The organism is Flavitalea sp. (genome assembly GCF_035489435.1).
Classification (GTDB): domain Bacteria; phylum Bacteroidota; class Bacteroidia; order Chitinophagales; family Chitinophagaceae; genus DATHKG01.
The window spans coordinates 23,233-43,659 of the sequence record NZ_DATHKG010000013.1 but is presented as its reverse complement, the minus strand read 5'-3'; the positions used below and the strand labels follow the sequence as shown (position 1 = coordinate 43,659).

The following is a 20,427-nucleotide window of genomic DNA, read 5'->3' as shown; positions in this document are numbered from 1 at the left end:
ACAAGGAGTGTTTCATCATTCAAATACTTTTTCACCATTTTCAGGAATGAAGGCAGGAAAAAGATTCCGGCTACAAACCAAAGAACAAGATAGAAGATGAGTTTCGCTATTGATGTTAGCATTTCCTGCCCTGCAAAATGACGGGTCACGCCAAACGTCGACAATAAAACGAGCAGTACCACAGCTACAATGTCTTCCACAACCAGGATACCGAAAACAAGATTGGAAAACTTCTGCCCCTTCACACCCAATTCCTCAAAAGCACGGATAATAATAGTAGTTGATGAAATGGAAAGAATTCCCCCAAGAAAAATACTATCCATACTACTCCATCCAAGCAGCATCCCTACCAGGTATCCAAGAAGTAGCATAAACAGTACCTTGATGATCGCAGTAACAGATGCAGCAGCGCCAACTTTTAGCAACTTCTTAAAACTGAATTCGAGCCCAAGACTGAACAACAGGAATATTACCCCAATCTCAGCAAGTACTTCAATATCTTTCTGATCGGTGATGGTTGGGAACAGGGAAAAGTTCGGTCCAACCAGTACACCCGCCAGCAGGTATCCCAGGATCACCGGTTGTTTTAATTTTTTAAAAATAAGCGTCATGAGGGCGCCCGCTCCAAGTATAAGTCCGAGGTCAACAATCAGAGGTGACAAATGAGGCATAGAAAACAGTGTCTGGTAAAATAATTCTTGTCAGGAGAAATAATTCTTGTCGGGAAAAAAGTCCAGGATCATGCTGGCATAAGCTGGCCTAAATTGAAATATGCAGGAATTTATAAGCCTCAGCAAATCCTGATTCGGTAGTATGCTGTAACAACTCCTGCCATAATTTTATCTACCAGAAGTGATGATGTGGAAAAACGATATGATAGTGATGCAATGGATGATTAAAAGCAGCCTGCATCCGGCCGTTATGACCTGATGACAGGTCGTTTAACTGGCAAATGATCGGCGCAAATGGCTGTCCGGCGTAAATCCTGGACCCGGTAACCATATACGGACGGGCCGGGATGGTTATTATTTCTGCCAGGCAGGCAAAATTCGTGTGGCATGTTGCATTTTCAATTTGCCTTGGACGGTTGAACGAAGTAGCGGCTGATATAAAAGACGTTGAAATTGAAGGCAGATTGATATCACTTACCCTGCTGCCATCACCTGACTGCCTGGCCATTGCCGGATTAAAGCAATAAAGTAATGTAAAAACGAATATGATCGCGGAGGCACCTTTCACCCTGCAAATATATCCATTTGCACGATAGTGAATACAAATCACACATCAACATGCCTCTGTATTCCCACTCATAACTCATAACTCATAACTCAACTCATAACTCATGACTTACCTGCCCCTGGCATCATCATACTCAATCGGAAGAAGATGTGAAATCTTTTCACTCCATGCCCAGTAGCCTGAAGAAAAAAATTCTGTAGCCGGATAACAGCTGCCATTTTTATCAATGGCAACGGGATTTCCATTCAATAAAGAAACAAGCGATCGTGGATGATAAGCTTTTCGGTTCTGACCTGTTGATAATAGAAACCCTTTTTCCTCAAAGCCAGCCCGGTACATCACTTGTATGTAGTTGTCGAAATACATGATGCGCTGTTTGTCGCCTGTAATTGAAACCAGGCTATCGGCGTTGAGATTATGTTTCGAATAAATATCTTCATAGTCTTCCTGCCTGAGGATCTTATTATAATATTCACTTGAATCAGCATTATCTCCCGGACCAAATTTACCGCGGATAATTGCTCTTACCCTGTCCTTCTCATCGTTGTGAATTCTTTTGACCCGTTTTACTTCAAACTCATTTTCCACCAGGTTATTATTATAGAGTGAGCGGATAAAATGGACAATTGAACCTTTATAAGCAGCATGACGTTCACGCAAAAATCTTTTGGGGATATTTAGTGTGTCTTTGGCCATGTCTTCAAAAAGCGTATAGCCAAGATAAAACAAGGTATTTTGCTTGAAGTCATAATTGAAGTCTTCCAGTTGATAACTAATCCGGTAACCCAGCTCCCGGTTCTCAATAATTAAGGGTTCATCTGCAACTGCGGTAAGTATATTTTTCTTTTTTGAATGGCGGAAGCGCAGTGTTTTATAATTCCTGATTTTACATAGTTTGGCGGCTTCTGTAGTACCGATAAAATTTTCAATAAAGAATTTACCCCATTTCTCCCAGCCATCTTTTTCATATGGTTCCACAATCACGGTTTCAAGTTCTGTTGCCTTTGGCTCAAGATAAATCTTCAGTTGCAAGGGCAGCTTATCAGACGAGAAAGAATAAACCTGGGTACCGTAACCTACTGAAGATATTATAAGATCATATTTGCCGGCAGGAATACCGCCAAGTCGAAAGGTACCGTTCGCTAAAGTGACGGTACCTTTTGAGGTATTTGTGATAAAGACGCTGGCATTGGGGATCGGGGCCTCCGTTTCACCATTGATTACCCTGCCGGCAATGAAATTTTTTTCTTGTGCGGTTGCTCCAAAACAGAAAAACGATAACAGCACCAATCCCGGTACTACGGCCTTTAGCATAATCAGGATTTGTCCCCGGTTTAAAATATTGAATGAAAACTAATTGTTATTAAAATCATTTATCCTATTCAATTACTCTGCCACGGTTTGCACTGATTAATCCAGATTAAATAGCCCTTTATTCAACAGCTGCAGCGTTTGCACTTTATAAGATGAAGGAACAAGGAGGGACACATTGTGCTTACTTCCGCCATAACTCACCATTTGCACCGGGACCGTAGCTAGTGATTCAAACAATTTGCTGAGCACACCAGGAGTCTGTGCTATTTCATTTCCAACTACAGACACTATTGTAAGGTTTTGCTCCACAGTTATCTTACCGAAAGGATCAAGTTCTTTTAATATGTCTTTTAAGTTTGTTATACTGTCGATAGTTACGGAAACCGCAACCTCAGAAGTAGTGATCATGTCAATGGAAGTCCTGTATTTTTCGAACACCTCGAAAATCTTCCTCAGGAATCCATAAGCAAGCAACATACGACTGCTTTTTATATTGATGGAAATGATTCCGTCTTTAGCCGCAACTGCTTTCACGCCAACTGATCCTGCTTCTTCAGTGATCAATGTACCTTTTGCATCCGGTTGCATGGTATTAAGCAATTTCACCGGTACTTTATAATGTTGTGCGGGCCAGATAGAAGCCGGGTGCAGGATCTTTGCTCCGAAATATGCAAGCTCCGCCGCTTCTTCAAAACTCATTTGCTCAATAGGCATCGTTTTCTTAACTACACGCGGATCGTTGTTATGCATACCATCAATATCAGTCCAGATCTCGCAAACACGTGCACTTGCCGCTGCGGCAATCAATGATGCACTGTAATCGCTGCCGCCCCTCTTAAGATTATCAACTTCACCCCTTGCATTCCGGCTGATATAACCCTGCGTGATAAACAATTTTTTATCGGAATGTTGTTTGAGAAGCGCTTCCAGTTTGGTCCTGATGCTACTTACCTGTGGTTCATCGTAGCTATCAATAGACATAAATTCCAGGGCTGGCAACAGAGCGTGCGACTGACCGATCTCTTCCAGGTATACTGAAAATAATTTGGTTGAAAGAAGTTCTCCCTGTGCAAGAATATCTTTGCTAAGCGCCTCACTGAAAGATATTTTCAGAATAATATTGAGGAACTCGAAATGCTCAGTTACGATACCGGCAGCCTTTTCAAGTGCTTTATCGCTCTTGACCAGGTCTTTTATGAAATTATTATAATGGGCCTGGAGATTATCAATATGTTGCTTTGCTGCATCCTTATTACCCGCGGCCATAGCTTCCCCGATAGAAACAAGGGCATTGGTAGTTCCGCTCAGGGCGCTTAATACCACAATGGTTGGTTCGTTCTCTTTGGTAATTAATTCCGCTACCTGGTGCATTCTTTCTGGTTTGCCGACCGAGGTTCCACCAAACTTCATGATTTTCATGTGCAATAAAAATTTTGGAACGCGAAGATAACGATAGCTAAATAAATTTCATTTCAAGTTTCCCCGGATGCAGGTAATTAAATGAATTTCATTTCAAGTTTCACGGCATGTTGATAGCTAAATAAATTGCATTTCAAGTTTCCTGGCGAGAAATTCAAGATCATCCGCTACGGAATGCAATAAGGGAATACCGTTGAGGCGCCGGTCAGATTCCATTTCTCTTTCAGGATCGCCGGGTATCAAAACCTGTTCTTCACCTTCCACGGTTTTGGCCGAACGGAAGCGCCTGATCCAATTGTCCATATTGCTCTTAAAATCAGCAGCAGGACGAAAAGCGTCTATCCGCATAGCTCCGAAAAAATGACCGATTCCTTTGCCGGGCATTTGCTCAGGCATTGGCACATAGGCCGGGAAAGGCGGGACCCAGGGACCGTAATTTGCCCCACTGAGTATGGCAGAAAATATATCAACTACAGCTCCTAATGCATAGCCTTTATGGCTACCATGTTCACGATCGCCTCCGAGTGGCAACAAGGCACCGCCAGATTTCAGTTCATGGGGATTATTACTCGGGTTACCGTATTTGTCCTGGATCCATCCATCAGGCGCCGTTTTATTTTTACGCTGGAGAATTTCAAGTTTCCCGTTTGCGGCAGTAGTAGTGGCTAGATCGGCCACAAACGGTGGTTCTTCCCCACCCGGGATAACCACGCAAATCGGATTTGTACCCAATAACCTCTCAATTGAATAAGTCGGCGCTACCAGCGGACTGGCGTTTGTCATAGCAATCCCAATCATATCATGCTCAAGGGCCATCATCGCATGATATCCGGCAATGCCAAAATGGTTGCTGTTTTGAACGCTGACCCATCCTGTTCCCACGTTTTTGGCTTTATCTATTGCGATCTGCATCGAATATGGAGCAACAACAAGTCCAAGCCCCCCGTCTCCATCCACCACAGCTGTTGAGGGAGTTTCATGAATGATCTTCAATATAGGGCTCGTATTCGCCCGTTTTGCTTCCCATAATCTCACATAACCCGAAAGCCTCGCAACACCATGTGAGTCTACACCACGCAGATCGGCTGATAATAAAACAAGGGCGGAAATAGCAGCATCTGCTTCAGAGCAACCTATCCTGATAAACACAGATTTTGTAAATTCAAATAAATCGTTATACGCAAATAATTTTTCAGGCATCGCCAAAAATAAAAACTTCGTATCCATTTATAGAAAGAAAAAAGAATAGCCGGTCATTTTTAATAACCGGCTATTTAATTTCAAGCAGATAAAAGATGTAAAAAAGCTATTGCATTTTTTACATGACCATCTGAATTTATTTCGAAGCTTTCATCAGTCCGGTCACATATTCCGCGGTTTGTTTCACATCAGGCATATTGTTTTGCCAGTTTCCCTCGCGTTCAACTGACATCAAACCTTTGAAATTCTGACGTTTTAACTCAGCAAGTATTTCAGGATATTTCAGAACACCGGTGCCCACTACCACGTCTTCAGCCTTTGTATTGTTAAACTCTTTAATGTCTTTAAGATGTACACCGATTATGCGTCCATCAAGTTTTTTCAGACATTCGACTACGTCAAGTCCGCTACGGCCCCAATGTCCAAGATCAGCACAGGCATAGATGTTTGGATGACCTTTCATGGCAGCAACAACTGAATCGGGATGCCAGTATGGATTATTTTTTGGATGTTCATGAATGGCAAGCTTAACGCCATAAACACCTGAAAGACTATCTATCAGGCCCCAATGGGATTTGTTAGGCTCTGAATTGATATATTCAATGCCCATTTCCTTCGCGAACGAAAAAAGTTTATTCCATTCAGCAGCATCTTTGGCACCTGTAACACCAAACGCAACAACACGCATACCCTTAGATGACAACAATTCCTGGATGCCTTTTTTACTTTCGGCAGACATGTTAATATTGAAAGAGTCTTTGAAGTTGCCGCCCAGAGCCTGGCCCGGGAAAGCCTCGATGAATTTTATGCCGGCGCTATCTGCTTTTTCTATAGCAGTAACAAATGGAAACTCTCTGAATGTCCAGAACTGAACACCAATCTTCCAATCTTCTGCCGGTGCTTCTGTAACTGTTGCTGTGGCAGAGGTTGAATCAGCGCTTGCTGAGGCTTCGGTAGAATTATCTGTGCATTGAGTAAAGACAGCTAATGATGCAAAAGCCAATAAACTTTTTGATATTACTCTTCCTGAGAACAATCCTTTTGAAAACAATTTTTTCATTTGACAGCTATTTAGTGATTGATTTGTTAAAGCGGCCTGAAGTTAGGGATTAACTTTCGAAAAATCGTTTGCTTTAAGCCGTATCGGGGCTTAAAATATTATCTTTAATTCCAGGAACTTAATTGTTTGATGTATAAAAATTGATGTATAAAAATTCTTTTCGCATTTTCTTTATGCCCGCCCGCTTTTCGGTATTGATGCTTCTTTTTTTTGTATTCAATACGCGCTCGCTTTTTTCACAGGGCACAAGCCAGGACATTTATTCCGACTATGTACTTTACCAAAAACGTGCAAGACTCGATAAAGACCTTCGTGAAAATATTGTTGCCAAAACTTTTAATGAAAAACTTGATAGCAACAACGAGCACAAATTTGAATCGGCTTGTCTTGCCATTTCACAATTTCTTTTTGATGGCTCCGTGATAAAGTCTGGATTCAACCAGTTGTTTACCGGTTATGAATGGTTGCAGCCGGAAACGAGAAGATCATTCCTGGAAGCAGTGTATGCCGTTTATCCCGATGAATATTACAAAAATATCAAATCAATATTTTTGAATGAATCAGAGCCGATCCTGTTTGCAATGGCAGCAGCATATTTATTGCGTAAGGACACGGTTACAGATAACCGGAACGATTTAAAAATTGCGATGGTTGAAAAGTTTCCTGAATACGATTCTATAGATGTACTGGTTGAATTGGAGCGTTATATCAACAGTTATAGTCCCGGCAATCGTAAAAAGTCACCTGATATTACAAGGCTGTTTGAACATCAGCAAATGGTTGGCAGAAAAGTTATTTATTCATTGCAGCGATGGAACCGCGACTATCCGGGCCTCGCAGTTATACAACATGCAAATGGGCGGTTTGCCAGGGATGCAAACGGCCGTTTACTTGTATTTCAACAGTTGGCAAGATCAGCTTCAGATCTTCCTTATTTCATAACGAACGGAAGTACACCGCAGGGTGTTTTTAGTTTACAGGGTACGGCTGTATCAAGAATCAACTGGATAGGACCAACTCCAAATCTGCAGATGACCATGCCTTTTGAAGATTCATGGGATAGATATTTTCACCAGCCATTGGTACCGGGGCAGGATTCCATGCTTCAGTACAGACAACTACTGCCCAATTCCTGGAGAAGCTACGCTCCTATGATGGAGGCCTGGTATGCCGGCAAAACAGGAAGATCCGAGATCATTGCTCATGGCACTACTATAGACCCGGAATATTATGCAGGAAAACCTTTTTACCCATTAACACCAACCATGGGTTGTCTTTGTGCGCGTGAACAGTGGAACGTTACTACAGGCAGACTATTGATGAGTGAGCAATATGGACTTGTTTCAACTTACAGTGCTTCTCCTGGCAAAAATGGATATCTCTATGTTATCAATGTAGATGACCAACAAAAAGCAGTGACCCGTGAAGAAGTCGAGAAATGGGTCAAAGCTTTCGAAAGATAAATATATGTTGTTCGAATAACGGAACGCTGTTCGAAAGTAATTGCAGGGTTCACCAGTTCAGATGAAACCCCGCATGCATAAATCAAATTAAAACGGCAAATCGTCAACAGGTTCTGACATTTCCTGGGCAACATTCTGTTCACGGCTGCCGCTATAGGAATTACCTTGTTGTTGAGCAGGAGAACCAGAACCGGCGTTTTCTGATTTTCCTCCTAACAGCTGAATGTTAAACACCTTCATGGTGAGAGAAGCACCTGTTGTGCCATCATTTTTGGGATATGTTCTCACTTCAGGAATCCCTTCTACATAAACCTGTGTCCCTTTACGGAGATATTGTGATATAGCTGTACGGTCGGTCCAATATGCGCAGTCTACCCAGGTTGTCTTCTCAACAAGATTCCCTTGCGCGTCCTTATATTTCTCCGTGTGAGCCACAGAAAAATTTATTACGTTTTTTCCATTAACGGTATTGGTTATACAATCTTTCCCCAGATGTCCAATAGCTTGTAACTTTATCATATGCCTGAATTTTTGTTTGAATTAATACAGCAAATTACTTCAATTGCCGGGTGCCACCCAAAGTAGAAACACTACAGAATGCCCAATTTTTCCCCAAAAAACCCAGGTTTACCTCTTTATTATTTCAATGCAACAGGTTATATCCCATAAATTCTTTCATATCCTCGACAAACCATAGCCCAAATGCCCGACACGCTGAAGCTACACCGCCTAACGCAAAGCGTCCGCATATTAAAGGACATCTACAGTTGATCCTATGCGAAAGATAAGAAAGTCAGCCCTTGGCAGGTTGGTTTACACATTCCGATTTTCTTCACCTATCATTTAATGCACAACCTCGACCCACGACTTAAAGCAAGCCGCAGTATTAATCTTTTTGTTAATTGAGCTCAGGTGGTTGAATCTGAATGAACGGCAACAAAGAAATGAGTCAGTATCAATGGGAAAAATAGCTGAACATTCAGGCCCCGGCAGGTGTTAGAGAGATCTGCAAAAGCCAAATACTGGCATGCAGAAAGATTTTTTGTAATTTTGCAACCTAATTAGCAGGAAAATGAGCCGGAAAGGAAAAGTATTGGTAGCTATGAGCGGAGGTATTGACAGTACCATAACCGCCCTGATGCTCCATGATGAGGGTTACGAAGTGGTGGGTATCACCATGAAAACATGGGATTATGCTGCCAGCGGCGGAAGCAAAAAAGAAACCGGCTGCTGCAATATCGACTCATTTAACGATGCGAGGATGGCCGCAGTTCAACACGGGTTTCCCCATTTTATACTTGATATAAGAGACGAATTCGGAGGTTTTGTAATTGAAAACTTTGTTGAAGAATATCTTGCCGGTCATACTCCCAACCCCTGCGTAATGTGCAACACTCACATAAAATGGCGGGCGTTGCTAAAACGGGCCGATGCCCTCGACTGCGAATTCATCGCTACCGGGCACTATGGAAAGATCAGCCAGCATACCAATGGCAGATTTATGGTGAGCAAAGGGGTAGACGAACTCAAAGATCAGAGTTATGTGCTCTGGGGACTCCAACAGGACCTGCTTAAGCGTACTTTATTACCGCTTGGGCCATACCGTAAGCCAGAAATCAGGCAAATGGCCCTGGATTATGGTTACCCCGAACTTGCTAAAAAAAGCGAAAGCTACGAAATCTGTTTTGTGCCGGATAACGACTACCGTGGTTTCCTGAAAAGGCGGGTGGAGGGACTTGAAGAGCGTGTTGCCGGAGGAAACTTCGTCGATCAGAACGGCCATATCCTGGGCAAACACAAAGGATATCCTTTTTATACCATCGGCCAAAGGAAAGGGCTGGATATTGCGTTCGGTAAGCCAGTATATGTCACCAACATTATCCCGGAATCCAATACGGTAGTGCTCGGTGATGAGGTAGACCTCAACCGCCCGGAAGCTATTGTTGGAAAAATCAACTGGCTCAAATACGACGGGATCACAGATGGTATGGAAGCGAGTACCAAAATCCGTTATAAAGACAAGGGCAGCCTCTCAAATCTGTATAATCATGAAAAAGGAATCAATGTGAGGTTTTATGAGGATGCAAAGGGAATCGCACCCGGACAAAGCGCAGTGTTCTATGAGGGTGATGATGTAATTGGTGGCGGTATCATACAAAGGGACCGATAATCTCTCATCCTGTCCTCACCTGATTCTGCCCTCAAAGGTCAGTTTTTAATAATTGATATCCCGGCCAGGACCCTGATTCGCGGCCAAAAGGACAATAATAAGCACGATATGCCGTTCAACAAATGCTGAAATCAGCACGGGTAATCTGCAAACATTGCCCTGTAAATGTTGAATTACGAACCATAACCAACTGGCATTTCATGAAAAGGCTGGCATACTGCATCACTGTCCTGACTCTCGTTATCATTGTATTTATTTCCTGCGAAAAAAAATCAGAGACTTATGCCTCCGACGAAATTGATGAATACTATTCTGTGCAAGTCGGAAAATTTATCCGCTACCGGCTTGACTCCATGAAATTTACTGCTTTCGGGGCCAGTGACACGACCATTTATTACGAAGCTAAAGATGTAGTGGAAGCTGCGATTACAGACAACTCAGGCCGGCCCGGATGGAGAGTGGTGCGTTACCTGCGCGACACCCTGGGCACGAAACCCTGGACCACAAATATCACCTATCTCGTTACCCCAACACGGGAAGTCCTGGAGGTAGTAGAAGAAAATTTCCGGTATGAAAAAATGAGGTTGCCTATTAAGGATGGTTTCACCTGGAAAGGAAACAGATACATTAATCTTAATTCACCTGACCCGAACTGGAACTACGACTTCCTGTTCGATTGGGATTATACTTATGAAAATACCGGAATGCCTTTCCCGGTGTTCAATGGTCAGATGATTCAAAATACTGTAACTGTTAACCAGATAGATGAAACACTTGGCAACCCTGACGATGATAAATCCTACAGCGAGCGAACCTTCGGAAAAGAAGTTTACGCAAAAGAAGTGGGCCTGATCTACCGCGAATTTATGCATTATACCTACCAGGTTTTTTATACTACTGCAAACTGTTACTACACAAGGTGCGTAAATAATGTTTGTGACACCATCAATTGCAATACGGCTCCGGCAAAATGCGATTCAGTCAGTACTTTGTCGGGATGGAACAAAAAGTGCAAAGATTCTGTCATCACTAATTCTTATTATGAAGGTGGTGGTATAAAACTAAGGATGATGGATCATAACTGATTCGTTGATTACTGACTCGTTGATCCAATAAATCTGACCCAGAACCTGATCTTATGAAGCACCTATTTTTGTTAGCCTGTTTTTGCCTGTGCATAATAACCTCCTATGGGCAATATTCAAAACACATAATACAGCTGACTGATAAAAAGGGAACTCCACATAGCTTTTCGAACCCTTCCACTTATCTTTCTGCAAAATCTATCGCGCGAAGAACAACGCAAAATCTTACTATCGATAGCACAGATCTGCCATTGGCTCCTGCTTACCTGGATAGTATTGCTGCAGTTCCGAATGTGGTGATATTTAATAAATCAAAATGGTTAAACCAGGTATTAATTCGAACCAATGATCCCGCTGCATTGGCTAAGATCAACAGTTTTCCTTTTGTAAAATCAATAAAAAAAGTCGCCAACAATTCAGTTCCACCGGTGCCGGTAAATAAATTTAATGAACCTGTAATAAGCCTGGATAAGCCGGAAATGCTTGGTGTAAAATCTATCCAGGATAAGCTTGGTATTTTACAATCATTGAACTATGGAAACTCGTTTGGGCAAATTCATCTTCATGAAGGTGAATTTCTTCATAACCGGGGATATACAGGCAAAGGCGTTGAAATGGCAGTAATGGATGCCGGATTCTGGTCTTATAAAAGCAACCCGGCTTTTGACAGTGTACGTTTGCAGAGGCGAATATTAGGCACCTGGGATTTTGTAGCCAACGAAGAAAGCGTGAATGAAGATCATGATCATGGTGCCGCGTGTTTTTCTATCATTGCATCTAACCGCCCCGGTTTTATAGTTGGTTCAGCACCGCATGCAGGGTTCTGGTTGTTCAGAACAGAAGATGCGTATTCTGAAATGCCGGTTGAAGAACAGAACTGGATTGCAGCTGCGGAATTTGCAGACAGTGCCGGTGTAAAAATTTTCAGTACATCGCTTGGATATTATAATTATGATGATCCTTCCCTGAGCTATAGCCATGCTCAACGTGATGGTAATACAGCTATGATTACCCGTGGGGCAGACCTCGCAGCAAAAAAGGGTATACTGGTCATGAATAGTGCGGGCAATTCGGGACTGGAAGCGGGTGAAAACAAATATGTTGTGGTACCAGCTGACGGTGATAGTGTCGTGGCAGTCGGTGCAGTTGATGTAAACGGCAACCTTGGTAGTTTCAGCAGCCAGGGGCCAAATGGTGCAGGAAAGATAAAACCGAATATAGTTTCTGTTGGGGTCGGGACGGTATTTGCACCAGCAAGTGGTAACCCATCCGCCGGAAGCGGAACATCCTTTTCCAATCCAAACATGGCCGGTTTGATAGCTTGTCTATGGCAGGCATTCCCCGAAAGAAGTAATATGGACATCATTGATGTGGTCCAGAAAAGTTCACATAAATACCATTCGCCTGATAATTTTTTCGGCTATGGTATCCCAAATTTCAGAAAAGCATATGAGCTTTTAATGGCTCAATCTTTTAAACCATCATTTTCATTTTCCAATGCTGCATTAGCATTAAACTGGACTATGAATGCTGATAGTTCTGTTGCATATATCATTGAAAGAAAAATACCAGGCAGCAGTCAGTTTTCAATAATAGACAGTATAAAAACTACTCATCCGGCACTAGCCCTTGATTCTTATGGAAGGCATGACACATTGAGAACCACTATTGCAGGGCAGTTCATTTACCGGGTTAGGGTTGTTATTGGTAAGGACACCAGTTTCCTGAGTCCTGAATATGCTTTTACCAATAACTGGTCTTCTGTTGTGGCAGATTCATTGAAATTAGGTACGAGCTTTACAAATTGTATCACTGACCTAAGTTGGTCCATGAGAGATGATTCATCCGTTGTGTATCATCTTGAAAGAATGCTCCCGGGTACTAACGCATATGCACCGATGAAAACGTTTAAAGGAACAGGAAACTATAATGCCGGCGGTCCTAAAACTTATACTTATAAAGATCCGATATCTTCGCAACTCACGGGAACGTTCAGCTACCGGCTGCAGGTAAGTCTTGGCCAGGATACTCTTTTCTATAGCAAGCCATCTTCTTTCACAACACTGACCCCCTGTTATGACCGGGATGGTTATTTCTTTACTCCGAGTCCTTTTGAAAATTATGTGCTGGCCATGATGAATACTACAGCTGCGGCATCTAAACTAAACGTGGTTATTCACGATGTTAATGGTCGCGTCATGTATCGTTATAATGGATCCAAACCAGGTGGGTATTATCATGTGCGCATTCCTACATACAACCTCGCCCGCGGAGTATATATCGCCAGTATTCAAATCGACAATAAATCAGTTTATCAGCAGAAAATCGTTAAATGAGTGGTGAGTGATAATGCATTTTGTATTCCAAAACTTTCACTCAAACACAGAATTCATAACTCATCACTATAACTCATCACTATAACTCACCACTATAACTCACCACTCACCACTCACCCCTTACCACTTTCTTCTTAACAATGCTGCAAACATCGTATCTGCTTTTAACCTAAATCCTGAAATGAGTTTTTGTTCCAGCAACTCCATATTTAAGGTTGATGTTAGGAATTCAACGTTGTCTTCATTTTCCTTTTGGAAAACTGAACAGGTTATATATAGAAGAAAGCCCCCTGGCTTTATCATAGGGACTATACGCTGAACTATCTTTCGCTGGAGATCCTGGTAGTAGTCAATAGCTGAAGGATCAAAATAAGTGAGTTGCTCCGGTGTACGGCTCCAGGTACCAGAGCCGCTGCAGGGAACATCCGCAATAACCAGGTCCTGTTGCTGATCAAATGGCAATGGTGAATCACCGGCTAAGTCAACAATATAAGCGTGATAATTTTTTATTCCTGCCTGATGGAATCGTTTTTCGAGATTGAATATAATTGAACTGCGTATATCCGAAACGGTAAGACGGATATTTTTAAACAAGTCACAAACCATTAAAGATTTTCCACCACTGGCCGCACACGCATCCCATACGAATTTTATTTCTGTGGGCAGGTTGCTAAGCAATGACCCGGTCAGTTGTGAACTATAATCTTGAATCACTATCTCTTTATCTGTTTCCAGCAATTCGTCGAGCCTGGTGCTGATAGGTAAACGGATTGCGGAAGGAGGCAATGATTCAAAGGGAAGGTTGTTCAATGTAAGTTTTTCCAAAACAGTTTTTTCATTACCCGGCCTGATTCTCAAAAACAAATCCGGCTGTTGAAAAAAAGAATAATGGAATTCATCAGCATCCATGTTTTTGCTGAATTCAGGTGCGGTGACCGGGAATATGGAAGCAATGTTCCTGGCCTGGTTACGTTCAATTTCGAATTCACTTTGATATGATCCTGAAATTATCCGCCATTTTTCAATTTTATCCGCTGCAATTATTTCATTATAGTCACCGATTAATTGTTCCGTAACCTGGTCCGGGACGTCTGTACATAAAAACAAACCTGCTCTTATCTTATTTTCAGTTGACCATTTTGGAAAGGCCTTGCCGGTTCTCAGTGCTGCATAACAAAGTCTTGAAATATTCCTGCGATCCTTAGATCCATATTTCTTGTCGAGTTTGAGAAACTCTTTAATAAAATAATGGAAAGGAATTTTCCCATCATATAAACTCAGGATCTCGACAGCAGTATTAAGATGGGAAAAATATTTCATTGTTTAGGTCACAGTTCCAGTAAGGTCTTTACAGGATCCTTACCAAAGAGCAGCAGTTCCGGATTTTCGAGCAGTTCTTTTACTTTCACCAGGAAACTAACCGATTCGCGCCCATCGATTATCCGGTGATCGTAGCTCACAGCCAGGTACATCATTGGTCTGACCACCACCTGACCATTGACAACTACAGGCCTTTCCTGGATCTTATGCATGCCCAGGATTGCGCTCTGAGGGATATTTATTATCGGAGTACTCATCAGCGAGCCAAATACTCCACCATTGGTAATGGTAAATGTACCTCCCTGCATTTCCTCCATTGATAGTTTATTATCTTTTGCTTTGCCCGCCAGTTCAACTACCTTTTTTTCAATCTCTGCCATGCTCAGGCTTTCAGCACTGCGAATAACCGGCACTACCAGTCCTTTAGGTGCAGATACTGCTATTGAGATATCACAAAAGTCATGATAGACGATTGAGTCTCCGTCTATATAAGCATTAACGGCAGGCCATTCCTGCAAAGCAAAACAAACAGCCTTTGTGAAGAAGCTCATAAATCCAAGTCCCACACCATGCTTTTCCTTAAACTTGTCTTTGTATTGGGTGCGCAGAGCCATGATCTTTGTCATATCCACCTCGTTAAAGGTAGTAAGCATTGCGGTGGTATTTTTCGCCTCCACCAGCCTGCGTGAAATAGTCTTACGCAGGTTACTCATTTTTTCACGACGCTCTTCGCGGGCAAACATTGTTTTCCCGGGAGTTCTGCCAGGATTATTCAAAGCAAAAAGCACATCATTCTTAAGAATTCTGCCATTGCTTCCGGTGGCAGCAATGGAGGATGGGTCAATTTTTTTATCTGCTATTATCGCAGAAGCTACTGGTGATGCTTTCACATCGTTTGATACCGCTGTTACAGGTGCGTCTTTGGTTGATGGTTTTGCCTCGCCGCCAGAAGGCGGTTGTACTGCGGCATTTTGGGAAGGTGCAGCTTCCGCTTTTTTCTCTGCGGGTTTTTCTTCTTTAGCAGCGCCTTCTGGTTTAGCAGCTGTTTCATCGATGGAAGCCAGCGTATCTCCTATTTTTAATGTATCACCTTCATTGGCGGTGAACTTCAATATTCCTGCCTTTTCAGCATTTACTTCAAATGTTGCTTTTTCACTTTCCAGTTCTGCAATAACTTCATCACGTTCCACATAATCACCGTCCTTTTTGGTCCATTTCAATAAAGTGACTTCGCTTATTGACTCTCCTACTGTTGGAACTTTTATTTCGATCATAACAATTTTTTCTATTCTTTATTTTTGATTCCGGGCCCTTTCCCGGTTCACTATTGATTCGTTGGTTATCTTTTCATGTTTATTGTCAGAATGAAAATGCAGTGTCAATAATTTCGGCCTGTTCCTGAGCATGCACTTTCGCATAACCGGTAGCTGTAGCTGCTGAAGGCTGGCGACTGATCACACCGTAATTGATACTTTTCAGATTCATCTGCAGAAATGAAGCTGCCCCCATGTTTAATGGTTCTTCCTGCACCCAGAACCAGGTGGACTTACTATACTTGTTATAAAGTGCCTCCAGCTGTTCAACTGGCAATGGATATAGCTGTTCGAGCCTGATGATCGCGATATCCTTACGGTTGTCTTTCAACTGGCGTTCTGCCAGGTCATAATAAATTTTACCGCTGCAGAAAAGTACGGTTTTAACTTCTTCTGCATTGGTCACAAAAATATCATCGATCACTTCGCGGAAACCACCCGAAGTAAATGCTTCTTTTTTTGAATAAGTTCCGGGGTGCCTGAGGTTTGCTTTCGGTGAAAAGATGACCAGCGGCTTACGGAATGGCCAGTTTATCTGCCTCCTCAATCCGTGGAACAGGTTAGCTGCCGTTGTGATGTTAACGCAAACAATATTCAATTCTGCACACATCTGGAGAAATCGCTCCATCCTTGCACTCGAATGTTCGGGTCCCTGTCCCTCATATCCATGTGGAAGCAGCATCGTTACACCGTTCATCCGGTTCCATTTCTGTTCGCCGGCGGTAATAAACTGATCTATGGTTATTTGCGCACTGTTTGCGAAATCACCGAACTGTGCTTCCCAGATAACCAATGCTTCCGGGTTTGCCATAGCATAACCATATTCAAATCCAAGCACGCCATATTCACTCAGGAAAGAATTAAATATTCTTAATTGTCCTTTCCCGCCGGGAATATTACTTAAACGATTATAATCTTTATCGGTTTCCTCATCTCTCAAAACAGCATGACGGTGTGAGAAGGTACCCCTGCGGATATCCTGTCCACTCATCCGAACATCCTTTCCTTCAAGTATCAGGCTTCCATATGCCATCAGTTCACCGGTTGCCCAGTCTAACTTGCCTTCTTCATTAAATAATTTTATTTTATCCTGGAGAATTTTTTCGATTTTTTTCAGGGGTTTGAAATCATTTGGCCAAACCATCAAAGCATCAAAGATCTTCTTAAAATCTACTTCGCTGATTGCAGTCGTTGGAGACGATTTGAAATCCGCGTCAGTGGCTTTACGCAGGTTGCGCCAGGCTATCTCCGGTTGCTGGTACCTGTAGGGAAGTGGATTTTGTTTTATTTCATCAAGCCGCTCCTGCAGATCTGCCCAGAATTTCTTCTCCATATCCCTCGCCATTTCCTTTGCATCCTTTTCTCCGTTTTCCAAAAGGTAGTTGGTGTAAACTTCCCGTGGATTCGGATGTTTGTCTATCAGGGCATATAATTTTGGCTGGGTGAATTTTGGATCATCGCCCTCGTTATGACCATGACGGCGATAACAAACCATATCAATGAATATATCTGAATTGAATTCCTGCCTGTATCTCGTTGCAATTTCGACACATTTTACTACTGCCTCAGCGTCATCACCGTTAACATGCATAACAGGCGCCTGCACCATAGATGCGATAGATGTACAATAATCACTGGTACGTGCATCATCAAAGTCAGTGGTAAATCCAATCTGGTTATTGATTACAAAATGGATGGTTCCGCCCGTATAATATCCTTCAAGACCCGACATCTGCAACACTTCATAAACTATCCCCTGGCCGGCAACAGAGGCATCTCCATGTATAAGGATAGGCAGGATCTTATCGTAATCACTGTTATAAAGCACATCGGCCTTTGCCCGGGCAAACCCCACGACAACGGGATCCACTGCTTCCAGGTGCGAAGGGTTGGGACATAATTTCAGATAGATGCTTTTGCCGGTAGGCATGGTGATCTCGCTGCTGAAACCTTTGTGATATTTTACATCGCCACTGCCCATGGTTTGATCGGGCAGGCTTTTTCCTTCAAATTCAGAGAATATCTCTTCATAGGTTTTACCCATGATGTTCGCCAGCACGTTTAAACGACCACGGTGTGCCATACCGAGAACCACTTCCTGAACGCCGTATTCCGTAGCGGTGTTTATAATTGAATCCAGGGCCGCAATCGTTGTTTCACCCCCCTCCAGCGAAAATCTTTTTTGCCCTATGTATTTTGTATGTAAAAACTTTTCGAACATAACACCCTGGTTGAGTTTTTCCAGGATGCGTTTCTTTTTTTCCAGCGGTAGCGGTTGAGTGAAATTTTTCTCCATCTCATTGGTCAGAAAGTCAACTTTTTTCTGATCGCTGATATATTTAAACTCGATTCCCACATGTGAAGCATAAACTTTCTGCAGATGGGAAACGATATTTTTCAGGCTGGTTACACCAAGACCAATCAGGTTCCCTGCGTTGTAAGTTTTATCAAGATCAGCTTCAGTGAAGCCATAAAATCCCAGGTCTATATTCGCGCCCCTATCCTTCCTTGTGCGAATTGGATTGGTTTTGGCAACCAGGTGCCCTTTATTGCGATAACCGAGGATCAGCCTGTAGGCTGCAACTTCTTTTCGCCAGTCTATACTGCCATTGCTGCTTTCAGTGATCGTCCCGGCCTGTGCAGTTTCCGTGGAACTACCATTGGAGTTTCCATTGGTATTACCATTTGAACCCGTGCTTTTGGCACCCGAATTAACCGGAATAGTGCTGCCACCGCCCTGGCTCATTGCAAAATCGAACCCTTCAAAAAACTTCTTCAGCTCAGGATCAACACTTTCCGGGTTATTGAGATAATCCTGATACAGCCCCTCGATAAAAGATGGGTGAGAATTGGTGATGTACGAAAAATCTTTCATCCGTTTATTATAAATTTTTATTTGCCGGACGGAGCCTCGGTGTAACATTCTTTTGCTACAAAAGGAAATCTCATGCCCGGTTTCATAGACATTGCCTGATTGTTAATATGCTGTAAAGCCGTAGCTTACTGCACAATTGGGTCACAAATATCGTGTAATTTCTTCTAGGAATTAAACTGATTTTGAGGATTTTAGTCATTAAAATTAGGCGCAACCAGGGGAGCCTGCACACAGCTCAACCAGGCTAAAGCCGGGGCGAACGATAGGGTTCCGGGTTCTCAAACCATCCATAATTGCTCCAAATAGCGCCCGTAGCGTAAATATTGAAAGATTTTTGAGATGCAGCTTCGGTTTTACGTTTTATTCCCTTACCTTTGCCCTCCAAAATTTTCGATTTAAATGGCAAATCACAAAGCTACAAAAAAGGATATGCGCCAGGCTAGCAAGCGCAGAGATCGTAACCGTTACCACGGTAAAACTACCCGTAACGCTATCCGCGATCTGAAGGAATTGAAGGATCATCAGGCTGCCTCAGGTCAGCTGGTTGATGTAGCTTCTATGATTGACAAGCTTGCTAAACGCGGCATCATTCATAAGAATAAAGCTTCTAACCTAAAGAGCAAGCTCACCCGCAGAGTTAACGCACTGGCTACGCCGGCTACTCCGGCTGCTTAGTTTTCATTGAGGTGTGTGGGTGTTCTACGCCTGCGCTGAACTATGAACTAAGGCAGGTACAGGTACAAAGGCGGGCTGCAATCCAGCCTTGCTATCCCGGAATTAATTCGGAACATGTATCTGGCAACCAGTTTCTAATATATTAAAAGAGGCTGTCTCAGTAATGGGACAGCCTTTTTGTTTTCCACGGGTTTCACCCCCGGCCATGCGAAGTCAACCCTTTCAGGGTTGGGCAGATATCAGGATTAGACTTCGGCTTAAGTCGGGATAGTGAAATTAATCACAACAATAGGGCTATGACTTTTGACCCGGCTCACTTGTTTATCTCCCGCTTGATATAGGATGACCAGGGGCTAAAACGCTTCACCGTATCCATCCAATAATCGAGATGCAGGTCGATGTCATTATAGGGCCGGCCATCATAAATTTCAATACTGAAATCCGTAAGCGTCCAATCATCTTCTTTGAGCCGCCACTTAAAGGCATGGGTAGCATTTTTGTTATACCCACCATTACCTCGCACCAGGCTCCCGATAATGATTTTTCTCTGTGCTACAGGCAAATTGAGCTGGGCATTGATTTTGTCAATCAGTTGCGGATCTTCGGTTGCTGCCACGAAGCTTGTATCCCGCCAATCTTCGCCTCCATTTTCAAGGCCAATTTCATAATAATGCATCTTGTCATCACTTTCTTTCTTACACGCAAACAGTAATACGCATAAGGAAATCATCATAATTGCTACATTTTTCATAAATAGGTTTTTACTGATTTTAAATGCTGACATGCTGTCGATTATCATCGTTGCACAAAAAAATACATTGTGAGGATTTCACAACTCTTTAAGTTTTTCTCCGGGTCAGCTTCACCAGCGCTTATTTTTATGCCTGTTTTTTATCAGTAAAACATCGTTTGCAGCCAAAGGCGGCTTACATTTATAGTTCATCTTCAGGTGTTGATA

The 20,427-nt window shown here is 42.7% G+C and carries 16 protein-coding genes; 5 read left to right on the top strand and 11 right to left on the bottom strand.

The features are described from left to right. The 6 genes from VK664_RS01305 to VK664_RS01280 all read right to left on the bottom strand — a co-directional run. A partial coding sequence (locus tag VK664_RS01305) for a cation:proton antiporter domain-containing protein (RefSeq protein ID WP_461396787.1) occupies nt 1-671 on the bottom strand: 671 nt, incomplete at its 3' end. A 172-nt stretch (nt 672-843) separates the two neighbouring features. After that, nucleotides 844-1,239 (bottom strand): hypothetical protein, encoded by a 396-nt coding sequence (locus tag VK664_RS01300; protein ID WP_461396786.1) that lies wholly within the window; start codon nt 1,237-1,239, stop codon nt 844-846. Nucleotides 1,240-1,347: 108 nt separating this feature from the next. Then, nucleotides 1,348-2,553 carry a carboxypeptidase-like regulatory domain-containing protein gene (locus VK664_RS01295; protein ID WP_461396785.1) on the bottom strand — a complete coding sequence of 402 codons (1,206 nt, stop codon included), beginning with the start codon at nt 2,551-2,553 and terminating at the stop codon, nt 1,348-1,350. A 96-nt stretch (nt 2,554-2,649) separates the two neighbouring features. After that, the gene (locus VK664_RS01290) at nt 2,650-3,972 is read right to left on the bottom strand and encodes an aspartate kinase (protein WP_461396784.1); all 1,323 of its coding nucleotides are present in this window, start codon (nt 3,970-3,972) and stop codon (nt 2,650-2,652) included. Nucleotides 3,973-4,089: 117 nt separating this feature from the next. Next, entirely contained in the window at nt 4,090-5,172 is a 1,083-nt protein-coding gene (locus VK664_RS01285; RefSeq protein ID WP_461396783.1) for an Ldh family oxidoreductase, read from the bottom strand. Nucleotides 5,173-5,308: 136 nt separating this feature from the next. Further along, entirely contained in the window at nt 5,309-6,232 is a 924-nt protein-coding gene (locus VK664_RS01280) for a sugar phosphate isomerase/epimerase family protein (RefSeq protein ID WP_461396782.1), read from the bottom strand. Between the two features lie 143 nt (nt 6,233-6,375). Here VK664_RS01280 and VK664_RS01275 point away from each other — a divergent pair, with 143 nt between their 5' ends. Then, nucleotides 6,376-7,695, top strand: coding sequence for a hypothetical protein (locus VK664_RS01275; protein WP_461396781.1), 1,320 nt, complete (start codon nt 6,376-6,378; stop codon nt 7,693-7,695). 87 nt (nt 7,696-7,782) lie between these two features. Here VK664_RS01275 and VK664_RS01270 read toward each other — a convergent pair whose 3' ends face one another. Next, nucleotides 7,783-8,214, bottom strand: coding sequence for a single-stranded DNA-binding protein (locus VK664_RS01270; RefSeq protein WP_461396780.1), 432 nt, complete (start codon nt 8,212-8,214; stop codon nt 7,783-7,785). Between the two features lie 553 nt (nt 8,215-8,767). On the opposite strand from VK664_RS01270, the gene mnmA reads away from it, so the two are divergent. From mnmA to VK664_RS01255, 3 genes are all read left to right on the top strand, one after another. Further along, a complete protein-coding gene (gene mnmA / locus VK664_RS01265) occupies nt 8,768-9,865 on the top strand; it encodes a tRNA 2-thiouridine(34) synthase MnmA (RefSeq protein ID WP_461396779.1) in 1,098 nt (365 codons plus the stop codon). A 200-nt stretch (nt 9,866-10,065) separates the two neighbouring features. Further along, complete coding sequence (locus VK664_RS01260; protein WP_461396778.1) at nt 10,066-10,950, top strand: hypothetical protein; 885 nt, start codon at nt 10,066-10,068, stop codon at nt 10,948-10,950. A 53-nt stretch (nt 10,951-11,003) separates the two neighbouring features. Next, a complete protein-coding gene (locus VK664_RS01255) occupies nt 11,004-13,286 on the top strand; it encodes a S8 family peptidase (RefSeq protein ID WP_461396777.1) in 2,283 nt (760 codons plus the stop codon). A 120-nt stretch (nt 13,287-13,406) separates the two neighbouring features. Here VK664_RS01255 and VK664_RS01250 read toward each other — a convergent pair whose 3' ends face one another. The 3 genes from VK664_RS01250 to VK664_RS01240 form a co-directional block, all read right to left on the bottom strand. Further along, complete coding sequence (locus tag VK664_RS01250) at nt 13,407-14,606, bottom strand: RsmB/NOP family class I SAM-dependent RNA methyltransferase (RefSeq protein WP_461396776.1); 1,200 nt, start codon at nt 14,604-14,606, stop codon at nt 13,407-13,409. 8 nt (nt 14,607-14,614) lie between these two features. Further along, entirely contained in the window at nt 14,615-15,880 is a 1,266-nt protein-coding gene (odhB, locus tag VK664_RS01245) for a 2-oxoglutarate dehydrogenase complex dihydrolipoyllysine-residue succinyltransferase (protein WP_461396775.1), read from the bottom strand. Nucleotides 15,881-15,965: 85 nt separating this feature from the next. Then, the gene (locus VK664_RS01240; RefSeq protein ID WP_461396774.1) at nt 15,966-18,794 is read right to left on the bottom strand and encodes a 2-oxoglutarate dehydrogenase E1 component; all 2,829 of its coding nucleotides are present in this window, start codon (nt 18,792-18,794) and stop codon (nt 15,966-15,968) included. A gap of 399 nt (nt 18,795-19,193) precedes the next feature. On the opposite strand from VK664_RS01240, the gene rpsT reads away from it, so the two are divergent. Next, nucleotides 19,194-19,469, top strand: coding sequence for a 30S ribosomal protein S20 (gene rpsT / locus VK664_RS01235; protein ID WP_461396773.1), 276 nt, complete (start codon nt 19,194-19,196; stop codon nt 19,467-19,469). 313 nt (nt 19,470-19,782) lie between these two features. Here the strand turns inward: rpsT and VK664_RS01230 are convergent, their stop codons facing one another. Continuing rightward, entirely contained in the window at nt 19,783-20,220 is a 438-nt protein-coding gene (locus VK664_RS01230; protein WP_461396772.1) for a BP74-related protein, read from the bottom strand. Nucleotides 20,221-20,427: the final 207 nt, after the last annotated feature.

What these genes read in the sequence shown, in the direction of transcription:
- VK664_RS01255 (WP_461396777.1), top strand. Translation starts at nt 11,004, where the DNA reads ATGAAGCACCTATTTTTGTTAGCCTGTTTTTGCCTGTGCATAATAACC.
- rpsT (WP_461396773.1), top strand. Translation starts at nt 19,194, where the DNA reads ATGGCAAATCACAAAGCTACAAAAAAGGATATGCGCCAGGCTAGCAAG.
- VK664_RS01270 (WP_461396780.1), bottom strand. Translation starts at nt 8,214, where the DNA reads ATGATAAAGTTACAAGCTATTGGACATCTGGGGAAAGATTGTATAACC.
- VK664_RS01260 (WP_461396778.1), top strand. Translation starts at nt 10,066, where the DNA reads ATGAAAAGGCTGGCATACTGCATCACTGTCCTGACTCTCGTTATCATT.
- VK664_RS01250 (WP_461396776.1), bottom strand. Translation starts at nt 14,606, where the DNA reads ATGAAATATTTTTCCCATCTTAATACTGCTGTCGAGATCCTGAGTTTA.
- VK664_RS01230 (WP_461396772.1), bottom strand. Translation starts at nt 20,220, where the DNA reads ATGAAAAATGTAGCAATTATGATGATTTCCTTATGCGTATTACTGTTT.
- VK664_RS01290 (WP_461396784.1), bottom strand. Translation starts at nt 3,972, where the DNA reads ATGAAAATCATGAAGTTTGGTGGAACCTCGGTCGGCAAACCAGAAAGA.
- VK664_RS01275 (WP_461396781.1), top strand. Translation starts at nt 6,376, where the DNA reads ATGTATAAAAATTCTTTTCGCATTTTCTTTATGCCCGCCCGCTTTTCG.
- VK664_RS01285 (WP_461396783.1), bottom strand. Translation starts at nt 5,172, where the DNA reads ATGCCTGAAAAATTATTTGCGTATAACGATTTATTTGAATTTACAAAA.
- VK664_RS01295 (WP_461396785.1), bottom strand. Translation starts at nt 2,553, where the DNA reads ATGCTAAAGGCCGTAGTACCGGGATTGGTGCTGTTATCGTTTTTCTGT.
- VK664_RS01240 (WP_461396774.1), bottom strand. Translation starts at nt 18,794, where the DNA reads ATGAAAGATTTTTCGTACATCACCAATTCTCACCCATCTTTTATCGAG.
- mnmA (WP_461396779.1), top strand. Translation starts at nt 8,768, where the DNA reads ATGAGCCGGAAAGGAAAAGTATTGGTAGCTATGAGCGGAGGTATTGAC.
- odhB (WP_461396775.1), bottom strand. Translation starts at nt 15,880, where the DNA reads ATGATCGAAATAAAAGTTCCAACAGTAGGAGAGTCAATAAGCGAAGTC.
- VK664_RS01280 (WP_461396782.1), bottom strand. Translation starts at nt 6,232, where the DNA reads ATGAAAAAATTGTTTTCAAAAGGATTGTTCTCAGGAAGAGTAATATCA.